Annotated in this window: 10 protein-coding genes; all 10 read right to left on the bottom strand. The window is 50.8% G+C overall.

Annotated features, from left to right (window positions below):
• Nucleotides 1–63 precede the first annotated feature (63 nt).
• Nucleotides 64–2,553, bottom strand: a complete 2,490-nt coding sequence (locus AC0YN4_RS05340; RefSeq protein ID WP_475835354.1) for a glycoside hydrolase family 2 protein — start codon at nt 2,551–2,553, stop codon at nt 64–66.
• Nucleotides 2,554–2,650: 97 nt separating this feature from the next.
• Nucleotides 2,651–4,408, bottom strand: a complete 1,758-nt coding sequence (locus AC0YN4_RS05345; RefSeq protein WP_475835355.1) for an extracellular solute-binding protein — start codon at nt 4,406–4,408, stop codon at nt 2,651–2,653.
• Between the two features lie 73 nt (nt 4,409–4,481).
• Nucleotides 4,482–5,360, bottom strand: coding sequence for a carbohydrate ABC transporter permease (locus AC0YN4_RS05350; protein WP_090976105.1), 879 nt, complete (start codon nt 5,358–5,360; stop codon nt 4,482–4,484).
• A 19-nt stretch (nt 5,361–5,379) separates the two neighbouring features.
• On the bottom strand, nt 5,380–6,285 hold the full coding sequence (locus AC0YN4_RS05355; protein WP_475835356.1) for an ABC transporter permease: 906 nt from the start codon (nt 6,283–6,285) through the stop codon (nt 5,380–5,382).
• Between the two features lie 152 nt (nt 6,286–6,437).
• Complete coding sequence (locus tag AC0YN4_RS05360) at nt 6,438–8,138, bottom strand: extracellular solute-binding protein (RefSeq protein ID WP_475779694.1); 1,701 nt, start codon at nt 8,136–8,138, stop codon at nt 6,438–6,440.
• Between the two features lie 66 nt (nt 8,139–8,204).
• The gene (locus AC0YN4_RS05365) at nt 8,205–10,043 is read right to left on the bottom strand and encodes a cache domain-containing sensor histidine kinase (RefSeq protein ID WP_475835357.1); all 1,839 of its coding nucleotides are present in this window, start codon (nt 10,041–10,043) and stop codon (nt 8,205–8,207) included.
• Nucleotides 10,040–11,668, bottom strand: coding sequence for a response regulator (locus tag AC0YN4_RS05370; RefSeq protein WP_475779692.1), 1,629 nt, complete (start codon nt 11,666–11,668; stop codon nt 10,040–10,042). Before AC0YN4_RS05370 ends, AC0YN4_RS05365 begins: the two co-directional genes overlap by 4 nt.
• 85 nt (nt 11,669–11,753) lie before the next feature.
• Nucleotides 11,754–12,218: a MaoC family dehydratase gene (locus AC0YN4_RS05375; RefSeq protein WP_475779691.1), complete on the bottom strand. Its 465-nt coding sequence runs from the start codon at nt 12,216–12,218 to the stop codon at nt 11,754–11,756.
• 21 nt (nt 12,219–12,239) lie between these two features.
• Nucleotides 12,240–12,389, bottom strand: a complete 150-nt coding sequence (locus AC0YN4_RS05380) for an L-rhamnose mutarotase (RefSeq protein WP_475779690.1) — start codon at nt 12,387–12,389, stop codon at nt 12,240–12,242.
• Nucleotides 12,390–12,401: 12 nt separating this feature from the next.
• Nucleotides 12,402–13,241, bottom strand: coding sequence for an amidohydrolase family protein (locus AC0YN4_RS05385; protein ID WP_475779689.1), 840 nt, complete (start codon nt 13,239–13,241; stop codon nt 12,402–12,404).
• Between the last annotated feature and the right edge of the window lies 1 nt (nt 13,242).

Consider the following 13,242-nt stretch of genomic DNA (forward strand, 5'->3'; position numbering starts at 1 on the left):
GATTGTCACCACGCAGAAAAGGCGGCAATACGCTCCATTCGCGCACTGCCGCCCCACACCAAGTTATTCAACCAAGTTCCCTACAAACTGCACAACCGGCAGCGCTCGACCCTCCGGCCATGGAATCCGATGAGCCATCCCCGGCCAAACGTCGAAGAAGTTATCGGACAGCGGCTCGGTTCCGTCCAAATCGATACATACACCCCACGCAAACACGTCGCTTCGGAACACCGCGAATGAATCCTCTCTAGACACTTCAATCCGAGGTTTACTCCATTTCATCTCCACAAACCGAGGTAAAATCAACCGATTCCGCGCCACTGTCTCCCCCTGCTCATTCAGCAGTCTTGCGAAAGCAGCCGTATCGGAAATACCTGCTTCCTCCCACTGCGCATCGCTGAATTGCATCACACAAACCGATGTATTCGGCGGCAATTCCACAGTCCGATGTTCATCCATCACATAATCGCCGGAGAATCGGAACAAACCAACCTGCAGCTGCCCCACCCAGGTTTGATCGGTCTCATTGATTCCGAATACACGAACCGTCTGCCCTTCTTTGGCTGCCACGACCGAAAGCGGCTGGAAAGCCCGCTTCACCGGGTAGAACGCCGGGGTCCGGTTCAAATAATAATCGACGATTGTCCAGCTGCGCGTCGCCGGCCAACAATCATTGAACATCCAGAAGATCGCCGATGCGCAGTCGAACATGCGCCGACGGAAATTATCGATATACTCCCGCAAGCCCTCCCCTTGAATCAAGCCTCCGTAATAGACGTATTGCTCGATGGACATCGCCCGCGGATCAAGTCCAGTCCAGTCGCTGATTTGCTTATCCGGTGCCGAGAGCGCAAACCACGAGTCAACCGCATTGTCATGCTGCTGCCACGCATAGGATTGCACGTAGCGTCCGCTCTCAGGCAGGCAAGCTTCGGTGGCAGGCAAACTGGTCGTGCCCAGAACGCCGCCTTCATTCGGGAAGCGGCAGATCATCTCGCGATAATCGCGGAAGTCGTTATTTTCAAAACCAACCGCCCATGGATGCTGATCGCCGCGATCATTCGCATTCGGATACTGATGATCCGGCGAGAATGGGCTGCTCGGCTGATAATACCGACCGGGGGCCTCCTCCTGCACGATACGCGGAAGAATATGATGATAGAGGGCATAGTCCGGATAAATAATGCCTTCCTCCCGGTAGAAGGTGTGCCATTCGTTCTCATTGTTGCCGCAGTACATCACAAGACTCGGATGATGCGCAAGCCGCCGAACATTATGAATAGCCTCCTGCTTTACATTGCTCATGAATGACGCATCTGTCACCGGATAATCCGCGCAGGCGAATACAAAATCTTGCCAGACCATGATGCCATGTTCATCACACAGTTCATAGAAATCATCCGTCTCATAGATGCCGCCGCCCCAGACCCGCAGGAAATTAAAGTTGGCTTCGAGCGCGCGACTGATTAGCCCCTCATAACGAGCACGATCCGCACGATAGAAAATCATATCCGGCGGAATGGCATTCGCACCTTTCGCGAACACCGGACGATCGTTAACTTCAAGATAGAAGTAACTGCCGCCGGTCGGATGCGGATCTTGGTTAATCCGCAGCTTGCGCAGCCCGATTCGCTTCGAGCGGCAACCGGCGACCTCACCATCCACGAGCAGCTCCACTGCCACTTCAAGGAGATGCGGCTCCCCTTGACCCGCCGGCCACCACAGCTTCGGCTGCGTTACCGTGCATTTCGCTTCGAGCCGCTGCATGCCGGGTTCGATTGTATAGTCAAACGACTGAACGGCACTCGTATCCTCGCCGATTTGAACCGTTAATTTACCAGAAACAGGATGTTCCCCGCACCCTTCAACGAATGCACGAACAGTCACGACCGCTTCATCCATCGTTTCACTCACCTGAGACAGAATAACGACGTCATCCAGCCGGACACTCGTCGCCCATTCAAGCGCAATAGGCTTATGAATACCGACATTCACGAGGCGAGTTGACCAATCCCAACCGAATGAGCTTTGCGGCTTACGAAGCCAGATCCGCTTATGGAGCTCATGATCCTGTGAATTCTCGTAGTAGCCTTCGATGGACTTGTTCCCAGCCAAATGCAATCCGCTGTCGAGTACGATGACGAGCAGATTCTCCTTGCGCAGCTTGCCGGACACAGAAACCTTACAAGGGCGATAGAAATTGGCGTGTTCGCCAATCAGCTCCTCGTTGAGATAAATCTTCGCATGATAATCCAGCCCTTCGAAAATCAACCAAGCATGATTCTCGATGGCTTCATCCGTAGCGGTGAAGCTTCTTCTGTAGCTCCACAGGTTCTCTTCGACCCACCGAGCAGACAAGGCATTCAGTCCTTCTGTCGGTTCCTCAATCAGTCCTTGCTTCATTAACTCCAGATGGACTTCGCCAGGGACGGTTGCGTCCATCCACTTCGCTGCATCCGTTTCGAATAGGTGATGCGTCTTCACTGCGCCTCGCTGTCCGTCTGCTCCCCGCAGCTTCCATGCCCCATTCAGTTCCTGTCTGCCAATGCCCATGTTCGTCTCCCTTTCTAAACGGCAAAAAAACAAGCGCCGGACAAGTTGAATCCTCTCAACAGTCCGGCGCTGTTTCTATGAACTAAACATTAGCCGCTTATTCGAATTTCGCTTTCGCTTCGTCAAACGCTTTGAGACGCCATTGGTAAAACTCCTCTGCGCCTGCATCGTTCAGCTTATCAATCAGCTTCTGCTGTCTTGCTTTATAATCTTCTTCGTTCTTCGCATGCAAGACGATATCCGGAATGCCTTTCGTAATTAAGTCATCCAGCTTCGTTTGAATCCGTTTCATATCATCCGTCAGCGGTGCCATTGCAGCCTGCTCGTCTTGCGGCATGACATTAAGTGTTTTGACCGATCCTGCATCCTCATACTTAGAGTAAGCAGCCGCTGGATATGGAACTCCAAAGTGGTCGGCGTAGTCTTTTTGCAATGAATTCATCTTCGTTGTGAACACTTCAGGCGTATTGAACAGATTTACAGGACCGCCATCGCTAAGCATCGTATCGTCGGAAAGACCTTGTTGGTTCGCCATCATGTTAATGCCTGTTTTCTTCCAAGGATCGCCGCCGGCTTTGGAAAGTTCAACAATCTCAGGCTTCATTTGCGGTTTGCCGTCAACCATATCCCAGTGAACGCTTTGAATGCCGCTCTCGATTAGACGGGAGCCTTGCTCTGAGGACAGGTAGTTAATCAAATCCATTGCACGCGCAGGATCTTTACAGTTAGATGTAATCGCCCATGCGCGGTCGCCCCATCCTGCAACCGTAGTTCCGGCTGCCCATGCGAAGCCCCAGTCGAGCGGAAGGGTAACAAAGCCTTTGTCAGGTCCTTCTTTGAGCAATTCTGCATTCGCGTTTTGGAACGGCCATGTCGCAATCGCGTTCAGAAGCGTGCCCTGGGAAGCCTTCGTTACAAGGTCCTCGTATTTGGCTGTGAACGCATCCGGATCGAGAATCCCTTTTTGCTTCGATTTATACAGGAACTCCGCATTTGCCCAGACACCGCTTTTCTCCAGATCCGTGTAGTCATTTACAATCGGATCGCCGGAGCCGGTCAGCATGCCCATGCTGGTTAAGCCCCAAGTGCCCCAATCGTTCCAAAGCGAAGTACCGTATACTTTCTTGCCGTCTGCTGTTTTCGGATGCTTGGCAACCATGTCTGCCAGCACGTTTACCATATCATCAATGCTCTTCACTTGCGGGAAGCCGAGCTCTTTGTAATAATCCCAACGGACGACGAAGCCGGTCCCCTGCTCGAAGCCCCATCCCTTTTGGCCGATTTGAACCGGAATCACATACAGCTTGCCTGTGTCGTTACTCCAGAACTTCTTGCTGTACGCCAAGCTTTTCTCGAAGAGCGGCTTCTGAATATCCGGGCCGTTCGACGCAACCAAATCATCAAGTGGAATGATATTGTTGCCCTCAATCAGCTGCTTCAAGTATGAGGTATTGATGTTCTTCACTTGAATGATATCCGGCAAATCGCCGCCTGCCAATTCAACCTTAAACTTCTCTTCATCGAAAGTTTCAAGATCCATCGTGACGCCTGTTTGCTTCGTAATTTCGGCGTATACCTCGGTGCTCTCAAAATCCTTAGTCGTGCTGTTTACTTGTACTTTAAACGTAATAGGTGCTTTGGCGTTCTCGGCCGGAGCATTGGCAGCAGTCTCATCTGTCGCTGCGGCGTTGTTCGCAGCTTCTGCAGTGGTGTTCTCTGTTTCTGTCGTTGCAGGTGTGTTCGTCGAAGCCGTATTATTGGCATTGTTACCTGAATTGCCGCCGCAGCCTGACAATACAACCAGCATTGCGGCAAGCATGAGAGCTGCTTTGCCTCGTGCTTTCTTTACCTTCATACCATGACCTCCTGAAATTATGTTCTATGATGATAGCTTCTAATGAGCTATTACATCCAACGCTATGGACTTACTAGCCTTTGATAGCGCCAAGCATGAGTCCTTTGACAAAAAAACGCTGCAGGAACGGATATACGAGCATCACGGGCAGGGTAACCACCATCGTAATGGTGATTCGAATCGAATCCGGCGATATTTTGGAGGCTATGCCTCGGTTTAAATCCTGCATGCTGCTGCTTGCCACGATACGCTGCGCATCCGTCAAATAGTTGTATAGGATCAACTGCAGCGTCTGCAGTCTATCGCTCGATACGAGAAAATAATTGTCATACCAGGTGTTCCACTGCCCCACCGAAGCGAAGACGGCAATAGTAGCGACAATCGGCATGGAGAGCGGGAAGATGACATTTGTGAAGATTTTAAAATGTCCGGCGCCGTCGATCATTGCGGACTCTTCCAGCGCTTGCGGAAGCTGTTCGATGAACGTCTTCAGCAGCACAACATAATAAGCGACAACAGCACCTGGCAGAATGTAGAGCAGGAAGTTGTTTTTCAGCCCCAGCTCCTTCATCGTGATATACCACGGAATCAGACCGGCGTTGAAGTACATTGTGATGACCAGGAACCGGTAGATATATTTGCGCAGATACAGCTCGTTCTTCGTTACGGCATAAGCAAACCACGAACAACAGGCTATCGTGAGCGCGGTTCCAATGACCGTACGAAGTACGGAGATGAAGAAGGAGTGCAGCATGTCGTCTAGCTTAAAGATTGTTGTATAGTTGACGAATGTGAACCCTCTAGGTATCAGCAGCACCCCTTTCAGCGCTTCCTGTGGCTCACTAAAGGAGTAGATTAAGATATAGTAGAACGGATAAATGCACATGATCGTGAATAGAATCTGTACCGTGTAGTTGAACACATCGAACACAAGCGAGGAATCATTTTTCATAAGTCGTCAATACCTCCAGCTAGAATACGGAATGGCCTCTTACTTTCTTGGACAGCGCGTTCATGGAGAACAATAACAGGATGCTGATGATCGATTTGGCTATGCCGATTGCCGTACCGAAGGAGATGTCGCCTGTCGTAATCCCGACGCGGTAGACGTAGTAATCAAGGGCTTCTATTCGATCTGCTACCAGCGAATTGTAGAAGACGAAGTTCTGCTCAAAGCCGGATGCCCCGTTAGAGAGAACGCTTGCAATGTTGAGCAGCAGCAGAACGAAAAAGGTTGGCATGATCCCCGGAACCGTAATGGCCATAATCCGTTGAAAGCGGCCCGCGCCATCGACCTTGGCTGCATCATACAACTCGGGATCAATGCCCGCTATCGCGGCCAAGTAGATAATGGCGCCCCAGCCTAAGCTTTTCCAAATCGTAATCCCGGTTTGAAACCACCAGGTCGCTGCGGAGTTGCCAAGCAAAGTCGTCGGCTCATCAATCCAATGGAGTTTCATCAGTATTTCATTGAGCAAGCCACCGGAGGAGAACATGAAGAAAGCAAGGGAATACACGATAATCCAGCTTATAAAATTCGGCAGCGTCGTCAGCGTTTGCACGATTTTGCGGAAGCGTTTGCTTCTCAACTCGTTCAGCATGATCGCAAAGATGACAGACAGCGGAGAAGCTAGAATCGATAAGAAGCTGAGCGCGAGCGTATTGGTGAGCACTCGGAACAAATCCTCCTTCTCCTCAATCGCCCAGCGGAAGAACTTCAATCCGACAAACGGCGTTTTCGATAACGGAATGCCTGGCTTGTAATCGTAGAACGCGTATACCCATCCGAACAATGGAATGTAGTTGAAGGCGAATACCAGGAGGATAAACGGCACAACCATGATGAACAATGTGACTCGGCTAGCTTTAAATTTCATCTCTCGTATCACTCCATCTCTTTTTCTATCCTCAGTATAAGAAATCGCCAAAGACGTAAATATGAAGTTTTCTACGATTTCTGGACTAAAATAGGCTCCCCCGCGGCAGCTGAATGCTGCTTTGGAAGAGCCTGGAATGATTGCATGAACATTTATCCGCCTGCAAGGCGTGCTTTTGTTTCCTCATAGGAACGTTTATACCAGGCGAAATAGTTATCTGCGCCTGCGTCTATTAATTCATCTATTAATTCCTGCTGATTGACTTTGAAGGCTTCATCGTCCTTGGAACCGAGCACGAGGATCGGCATTCCTTTTACGAGCAGCTCATCGAGTTTGGTCTGAATGCGCTTGATGTCATCCGGCGGCGAAGGCATTGCACTCAGCACATCCTGCGGCATATGGGACAGCGTTTTCACTTTCCCTTGATCTACGAGCCGCTTGTACGCCTCTGCCGGGTAAGAAACATCATAGTACTCGTCATAATCCTTGTTCAGCGAATTCACCTTGGTTGCGAATACCTCAGGCGTATTGAACAGGTTGACAATTCCTCCGTCGCTGAGCTTCGTATAATCGGCTAGGCCTTGCTGGTTGGCGATCATGCCAATTCCCGTCTTCTTCCAGTTGTCTCCACCGGCTGCCGCAAGTGTGACCGTCTCTGGTTTCATCGCCGGTTTGCCATCCACATAGGTCCAATGTTCACCTTCAATGCCGCTGGCAATCAGCCGCGAGCCTTGCTCGGACACAAGGAAATTGATGAGATCCATTGCACGCTCCGGATACTTGCAGTTCGCCGAAATGGCAAAAGCGCGATCGTTCCAGCCCGCTATCGTCGTGCCTCCGACATTCGAGAATCCCCAGTCCAGCGGAATCGTGACAAATCCTTTATCAGATCCTTCCTTCAGCAGATCCGCATTCACCTGTGTAAACGGCCAAGTCGCGACAGCCGAGAGCAGTGTGCCCTCTGAAGCTTTGGCTACAATATCGTTATATTTGGCTGTAAAAGCATCCGGGTCCAGTATCCCCTTCTGCTGCGCCTTGTACATGAACTTCGCGGTGTCCCAGATTTCACTGTGAGTCGTATCGGTATAGGTGTTGATCAGCTGCATCAAATTTGTGTTGAACATTCCGTTTCCGGTAATCAGCCCCATACTTCGAATGCCCCATGTTGCCCAGTCATTCCACATGCTGACCCCGTACACTTTCTTGCCGTCCTTCGTCGTCCCATGCCTCTGTACCATATCGGCCAGCACATTCACCATATCGTCGATGGATTCGACCTTCGGATACCCGAGCTCCTTGTAATAATCCCAGCGCACATTAAAACCGACCTGCTGCTCAAAGCCAAAATCACTGGTGCCGATTTGAACCGGAACCATGTACAGCTTGTTCGTATTATCGCTCCAGAATTTCCGTATGTACTCGAAGCTTTTCTCATATACCGGGAGCTGCAAGTCAGGCCCGTTCGTCTTCAGCAGCTCGTCCAGCGGAATGATGTTATTGCCTGCTATTAGCTCCTTGATGTTCTTATTCGGCACCTGGATAATATCCGGTAAATCGCCGCCCGCCAGCTCGACCTTGAATTTCTGTTCATCATACAATTCAAGATTCATCGTCACGCCGGTCTGTCTCGTAATCTCGTTAAACACCTCGGTATGCTCGAAATCTTTGCCTACGCTGTTCAGCTGAACCTTAAGCGTTACCGGCTGTTTGGCCGGCACGACAGTTTCGTTGTTTTCTGCTGTCTGCACATCCTGCGTTTGCTGCTGCGGCTCGCCGGTTCCGCTGCAAGCGGTCAACAAGGCAAGCATGATCGTCATCGTCAACATGATTCGCGGCCTAAATATCGGGTTCAAGCTGTTCGCCTCCAGTAATCAGTGAGGTTGTTTGGTTAGTCGGTTGGTTGCTCGCGATTCCGGTCATCACGAAGCCGCACTGTCATAGATCGCGGGAATGGTCATGAATACTTTCGTCTCGACCCCTTCCTTGCTTTGCACTTCAATGCCGTATCGTTCGCCAAAATGCAGCCTGATCCGCTTGTTCACATTGTTCAGCCCGATCCCCTTCGATGCCCGATCCCCATTCAATTGGGATTGAATCTTCCGATTGACTTCGATCACTTTATCCGCTGCCATACCGCCGCATGTGTCATGCACAACGACAAGCAAATCTCCGCCATGCTCGGAGACCGAGATTTGAATGACCCCTTTATGCATCTCGCCATGGATCAGCGCGTTCTCGATGGAAGGCTGAATCATGAATCGGAGCGTCTGGCATTGCAGCAGCTGCTCCGGCACGTCAAACTCGAACCTCATTTCCTCGCCGTACCTGAAATTCATGATGTTGATATAACTCTGAACGAACGCGATTTCCTCTTTAATCGACCAGAGTGGCGAAGGATCATAGTAAATCGGCCTAAGCATATTGCCTAAGCTGGTCATGCACTCCATGATGTTAGGTGCCTTGGCGATAGCCGCCATCCACTTCACCGTATTCAGCGTGTTGTACAAGAAGTGAGGATTAATCTGCGATTGGAGCGCTTCGATCTCTAGCTGGCGCTTCGTCTTCTCGGTCTCCTCATTCTGATTCATCAGCTCCAGAATACCGGTAGACATGCTGTTGAACTGCTCGATCAGCAGTCCGATTTCTTTATTGGACGCTTGCGGCAAGGTCATGCCGATGTTCCCTCGGCCGACATTCTTCATCCCTTTAATCAGCTGATGCAGCGATTTCATAATGCGGTCCATCCATAACGATGCGAAGACGACGATCAGAATGAGCGACAGCAGGAAGACCGCAGCCGTAAATCGCCCAATCTGGCTAATATCTTTCGTATACAGCTCGGTTGGCACCTCATTCACCAAGGTCCAGCCGGTTTCTTTCATCCGATAATAAATAATTTGTTCATGCGTTCCGGCCCGGCTATCTGCGAAACTGCCGAATGCATGCTCCGGCGTGAGCTTGGTGATGAACGGATACGTCCGATCGATCGTATCCTCAATCGTGCTTGAAATCACTTTGCCGTAGCGATCAATGATATGCATGGAGCCGCCTGGCGTGCTCTGCAAACTTCCATAGCCGGAATTGAAATACCGCTCATTCACATTAAAGACGAGCTCTGCGCTCATCTGACTGCCCCCGATCCATCTGACGCCGCGCAGCGAAGAGATGACTCTGGAATTGGACAGCCCATCCGGAATCGAGCTGCGCATAAAGTCAATCGTCTCCAAGCCGCCTGTCCAGATCGTTTGCGGGAAACTGGATTTCACTTGCTCGTACAACGGAGTAGCGTAGAACGGATAATTCTTGCCTACCTCCGCCGTACTCTGATTCTGAGAAAGCGTTCCCCCGATAACCGTGCCGTTCTCAGCGAAGATATACACCGAATCCAAATAATTATAAGTCGTTAAATATTGATTGATCCGATCCATAATGTCGCGTTCCAGCGCAATAAATTCGAGGTGCGAGAGCTTGTCGCTTTGCAGAAACGACTGGACCTTCGTTTCCATGAGGAAGGTCTTCGACAGCTTATCCACCTCATGGAGTAAAGTAAGCGTATTCATTTCAATCTGACGAAATTGCGATAAGGTGGTCTCCTGTGTTCTCGTTTGGAAAATATCCAGTGTTTTCTTATAGCTGTAATAGGAGCTGACGGACAGGACAAGCAGCGTAACCGCCATAAAGGAGAAAATCAGCTGTGCCTTGAGCGAGATGCCGGAGAGTCTAAACTTGAACCTCAACTTCGATGCTTTAGCGATCATTTGTCCTCCGCCTCCGCCGTGCCTGTCCAGTCATTGATCCACAATCTGCGAAAGCCGTTCGGCCTGACGCCTGTGTGCTTCTTGAAGGCGCGGCTGAAGTAGCTGTCATCGGTAAATCCGACCTGCTGCGCCACCTCATAGGATCGGAGATTGGTGCCGAGCAGCAGCTCCTTCGCTTTCTCCAAGCGAATGCGGTTGAGATATTCGGAGAAATTCATTTGCAGCTCTTTCTTGAACAATACGCTTAAGTAGTTCGGCGTCAGTTCCAAGTACTGCGCAATTTGCTGCAAGGAGATATCCTCGTGGAATCGATCTTGAATGAACCTTACGGCACGCGCAATGTCTTTGCTCAGCTGCTTCTTGATGCCGCCTCTGGAGATGATTTCGGTTAGAAATTTACTATAAGCTGTCGCTGCTTCATCCAGCGTTTCGCATTTCTGCATCTCTTCCCCATAGGTGGAGACAAGCGCTGTTACTTCGGATTCGCTAAGCGAAGCAGTGACGGATGGGCAGTGCAGCAGCCTGACGAACAGCTTCCTGATATCCTGCTCATGGCTCAGCCTACCGGATGTGAGGAAGGATTGCACAATGGCTTCCACATCCTTCTGTGCCGCTTCTTCGATCATCGACCATTTCTCATGAAACTGCTGCAGCTTCCTGCGCACGAGCTCCTCGGTCGCATCGGAATCTACATCACGGAGAAACAGCAATCGCTCCGTGCCATAGAAGAATTTCTGCGCAACCGCTCGTTCGCTTTCCTTGTAAAGCGTGTGCAGCGACGCGTATCCGCTCTTCATCCCGCTCACGCCGAACGTTGCGGAAATGTTGAAGAACCGACTCAGCACCTTCTGGATCTGGGTCATAATCCCGATCATTTCCTCGCGAATTTGATATTCGCTCGCGATATCACGGAAGCTGAAGATGAAGAGATATCGCTTGTCTTCATCGGATACGACCTCGCCGCGCTGCGACTGCACGAGCAGCTCATTCAAGACATTCAAGAAGGTAACGCGTATCAGCTCGCCCTTCTCGTCATTGAATTTCGTCTGCACCAGCTCGAAATGATCGATTTCCATCATCGAAACGATGAGCCGCTCCGGGTTCAGCCGCAGCTTCAATTGATCGATATGATGAACGAACTCGTCTTTGGAGTAGAGATGGTAGAAGACGAAGTTCTTGATAATGTTTTCCTTCAGCAGATCCGGGTTACGGATGATCCCTTTGGATGAACCGAGCGTCATCTGCGTGCCAAGCTCCTCGCGCACACGCATCAGCACATGATGGATCTCCTCCTCCGTCATCGTCAGCTTCAGAATATAACTGGAGATGCCAAGCTGCATGGCCTGGCGAATTAAGTCAAAATCCTCCATGCACGACAAGATGACAATACGGGTCTGCGCATCCTGCTCCCGAATCTTCTTGATGAGCTCAATCCCGCCCATGATCGGCATGCGAAGGTCGGTAATGATGACGTCCGGTCGCACGCTGTTCGTGTAATATTCCCACGCTTCCCTGCCATTGGCCGCATCAGCGCATACGGTCATCCCGTAATTGTCCCATTGCACGGAGTTTTTGAATCCCAAACGTACGAGCATTTCGTCTTCAACAATCATGACGTTGAACATGCAGAAGCCTCCTAGCCCCTCTGATGGTGCTGCAAGCCTACCATACTATTTTGTCTGGCAGATGGTCAATCGTTTCTACTGTACGCTAGATTTCCGTATATAGGGAAGCCGGTTTATTTCTGTTAACCAGCAGCAGATGGTCACAGACCAGAACGGTTTCGTTATTCTGATTGAGGACCTCCACATGTTCCACAACGACGCCGTATTCCGGACGTTTCGGATAATCACGCTTCTCCGAGATGGTAATGCGCACCGAGATCGTATCCCCAATAAACACCGGCTTGGTGAAACGCAGCTTGTCGTACCCATAGGAGAACGCCTCCGGATTCAGTTCACCTGCTGACATTCCGACACCGACACTGAACACCAACGTGCCGTGAGCGATTCGCTGGCCGAACGGTTGCGTTTTGCACCATTCGGCATCCATATGATGCGGATAGAAATCTCCGGTTTGGCCGGCATGCAGCACAATATCCGTCTCCGTGATCGTGCGTCCGAACGTGCTTCTTGCTGTCCCAATCTCGTAATCGTCGTAAAATAAGCTTCTCATCGTAATCGTTCCTCCTAAGTGTTAGTCCAGATGTAATACTTCTTCCATGTCCGCCAACCATTCGCCTTGGCACTCCAGCACATCCAGCCAAACCGCTGCATGCAGACGCTTGAATTCCTCCAGCATCTCAGGCTTCACTTGGATTACACTGCCATATCGCTGTATACGCACATGCTTCCCGGTCTATTTGATTTGATAAAATTTCGCTGCAGTACCGCCGAGGATCGCATCCCGCTCCGCTTCCGAATAAGCGGCGATAGCGCGGTTCGTTTCTCTCCATACTTTGCCGTAAGTACCGGCTAAGTTCGCAACCGGCCAATCGCTGCCGAACATGAGGCGATCTGCACCGAACTGTTCCTTAGCGTAATCGATGTATGGCTGCAAATCCTCGGCCGACCAATTGTCGTGATCTGCGGCTGTATTCAGCCCCGACACCTTGGCGTAGACATTCTCGAACTGCGCGGCTCGCGCGAGCTGCTCCGCCCACTCGCCCATCGTTCTGTCTTTTATGGGCGGTTTGGCCAGATGATCGATGACGATTCTGAGGTTCGGTACTTCCTTGGCCAGACGCGGAGCATGCTTGAGATGATCCGGGAATACGGCCACGAGATCGAAAGTGAGGTCGTAGGAGGCAAGCACGCGGAGACCATCAATCACGGAATCGCGAATGATATAGTCCGGATCCTTCTCTTCGTGGATTAAGTGACGGACGCCTTTGAAATAGGGGTTATGCTTCAATTGCTTCAGTTTCTTATCTGCGATATCAGGGATATTGAGCGGCACCCAGCCCACGACCCCGGCCACCCAATCCTTCTCCTCCGCAACTTGCAGCATATATTCCGTATCCTCGTAGCTGTTCATCGCTTGTACGATTACGGTCTTATCAATGCCCGCTTCCTTAAGGAGCGGTTCCAGCTCTGGCGCCTCGATTGTGCGGCAAATCGTGCCGAATGCAGGATCAAGCCACGGATAAGCGACCTTCTCCAAATGCCAAAAGTGTTGGTGCGCGTCGATTTTCATCATC

The sequence above is a fragment of the Paenibacillus sp. J22R3 genome (genome assembly GCF_056269305.1).